Here is a 2546-nt window from a genome sequence, read left to right as displayed (position 1 = left end):
GCCGCCGTGCCACGCGTCGCGTGACCGCGCCCGCCGGGACGCCGGAGGAGGAGACGGCACCCGCGCAGGAGGCCGCCGAGACCGCCCCCGCCCCCGAGGCCGCCCAGGAGCCCGCCGCCGCCCCGGCCGAGGAGGACGCCTCCCCGCGCCGTCGCCGCCGGGTCGCCCGCAAGGCCGCCACCGGGTTCTCCGAGCCCGCCCGGATGACCGCCGAGGCGTCCGTCGAGGAGGACGGCCCGCTGCGGCCCGCACGGCCCGCCGTCGCCGTGTTCCAGGCGCCGGTGTTCGCCGAGCCGAAGTTCCAGACGCCCGAGCGTGCCGCCGCCGAGGCCGCCGCCGAGTCCGGATCCGGTGCCGAGGCCGCCGAGCCCGAGGAGCTCCAGGAGGAGCAGACCGGTGCCCGCCGCCGGCGCCGCCGCCGGGGCGCCGCGTTCGGCGACGAGGCCGAGGCTCCGGCCGCCGTCGAGACCGTCGAGCGCGTCGAGACCGCCGACGAGGACGAGGCGGAGGAGGCCGAGGAGTCGGCCGAGGACGCCCACGACGGCGACGAGTCGGAGGAGACCGGGTCGCGCCGGCGCCGCCGCCGCGGTGGCCGTCGCCGCCGCCGGGGCGAGTCCGCGGACGCCTCCGGCGAGGACGAGGACTCCGACGACGTCGCCGCCGAGCAGGCCGACCAGGACGCCGAGGACACCGCCGAGCAGGAGGAGGACGCCGAGGACGCTCACGACGAGCCCGGCGGGTCCAGCTCCAGCAGCCGCCGCCGGCGCCGTCGCCGTCGTCGTGCCGGTGACAGCTCCGCCGACAGCGAGCCCGGCGATGGCGACCCCGAGCGCACCGTCGTCAAGGTCCGCGAGCCCCGCCCGAAGTCCGAGCCGTCCGACGAGGTGCAGTCCATCAAGGGCTCCACGCGTCTGGAGGCCAAGAAGCAGCGCCGCCGCGAAGGCCGCGAGCAGGGCCGCCGCCGCGTCCCGATCATCACCGAGGCCGAGTTCCTCGCCCGCCGCGAGGCCGTCGAGCGCGTGATGGTCGTCCGCCAGAGCGGCGAGCGCACGCAGATCGGCGTCCTGGAGGACGGCGTGCTCGTCGAGCACTACGTCAACAAGGAGCAGGCGACCTCGTACGTCGGCAACGTCTACCTGGGCAAGGTGCAGAACGTCCTGCCCTCGATGGAGGCCGCCTTCATCGACATCGGCAAGGGCCGCAACGCCGTCCTGTACGCCGGTGAGGTCAACTTCGAGGCCCTCGGCATGGCCAACGGCCCGCGCCGCATCGAGTCCGCCCTGAAGTCCGGCCAGTCCGTCCTCGTGCAGGTCACCAAGGACCCGATCGGCCACAAGGGCGCGCGTCTGACCAGCCAGGTCTCCCTCCCGGGCCGCTACCTCGTGTACGTCCCCGAGGGCTCCATGACCGGCATCAGCCGCAAGCTGCCCGACACCGAGCGGGCCCGGCTGAAGACCATCCTCAAGAAGATCGTCCCCGAGGACGCGGGCGTCATCGTGCGCACCGCCGCCGAGGGCGCGAGCGAGGACGAGCTGCGCCGCGACGTCGAGCGACTGCAGGCGCAGTGGGAGGACATCCAGAAGAAGTCGAAGAACGGCAACGCCCCGACGCTGCTGTACGGCGAGCCGGACATGACCGTCCGCGTCGTCCGCGACATCTTCAACGAGGACTTCTCCAAGGTCATCGTCAGCGGCGACGAGGCGTGGGAGACCGTCTACGGCTACGTCTCGCACGTCGCGCCCGACCTCGCCGAGCGGCTCTCGCGGTGGACCTCCGAGGTCGACGTCTTCGCCACCTACCGGATCGACGAGCAGCTCGCCAAGGCCCTGGACCGCAAGGTCTGGCTGCCCAGTGGCGGTTCGCTGGTGATCGACCGGACCGAGGCGATGGTCGTCGTCGACGTCAACACCGGCAAGTTCACCGGCCAGGGCGGCAACCTGGAGGAGACGGTCACCAGGAACAACCTGGAGGCGGCCGAGGAGATCGTGCGTCAGCTGCGGCTGCGCGACCTCGGCGGCATCATCGTCATCGACTTCATCGACATGGTGCTGGAGTCCAACCGGGACCTGGTGCTGCGCCGCCTGCTGGAGTGCCTGGGCCGGGACCGGACCAAGCACCAGGTCGCCGAGGTGACCTCGCTGGGCCTGGTCCAGATGACCCGCAAGCGGGTCGGCCAGGGCCTGCTGGAGTCCTTCTCCGAGACCTGCGTCCACTGCAACGGCCGCGGTGTCATCGTCCACATGGAGCAGCCGAGCTCCGGCGGGGGCGGCGGCAAGCGCAAGAAGCGCGGACGCGGCGGCGACGGGCACGAGCACGTCCACGAGGCCGCGGTCGCCGTCGAGGCGCCGGAGGCCGAGGCCGAGGAGACGGAGGCCGAGGTCGCCGCCGAGGCCGCCGAGCCGGTCGCGCTCCCGGCGCCGGTCTTCGAGCCGGACGAGGAGCTGTACAGCAGCGTCGCCGAGGCGGAGGCCGCCGTGCGCGGTGGCCGCTCCCGGCGCCGGACGAGCCGGCGTGCGTCGGCGCCGGCCGGTGCGCCGAGGGGCCGG

The 2546-nt window shown here is 74.1% G+C and carries 1 protein-coding gene; it reads left to right on the top strand.

Annotated features, from left to right (window positions below; translation table 11 throughout):
* The coding region (locus M8J74_RS44010; protein ID WP_249841753.1) for an Rne/Rng family ribonuclease at positions 1-2546 on the top strand (2546 nt) is incomplete at both ends.

Origin of the sequence: Streptomyces panaciradicis (assembly GCF_023516615.1) — a bacterium.
GTDB classification, from domain to species: Bacteria; Actinomycetota; Actinomycetes; order Streptomycetales; family Streptomycetaceae; genus Streptomyces; species Streptomyces panaciradicis.
This window is presented reverse-complemented; position numbering and strand designations above follow the sequence as displayed.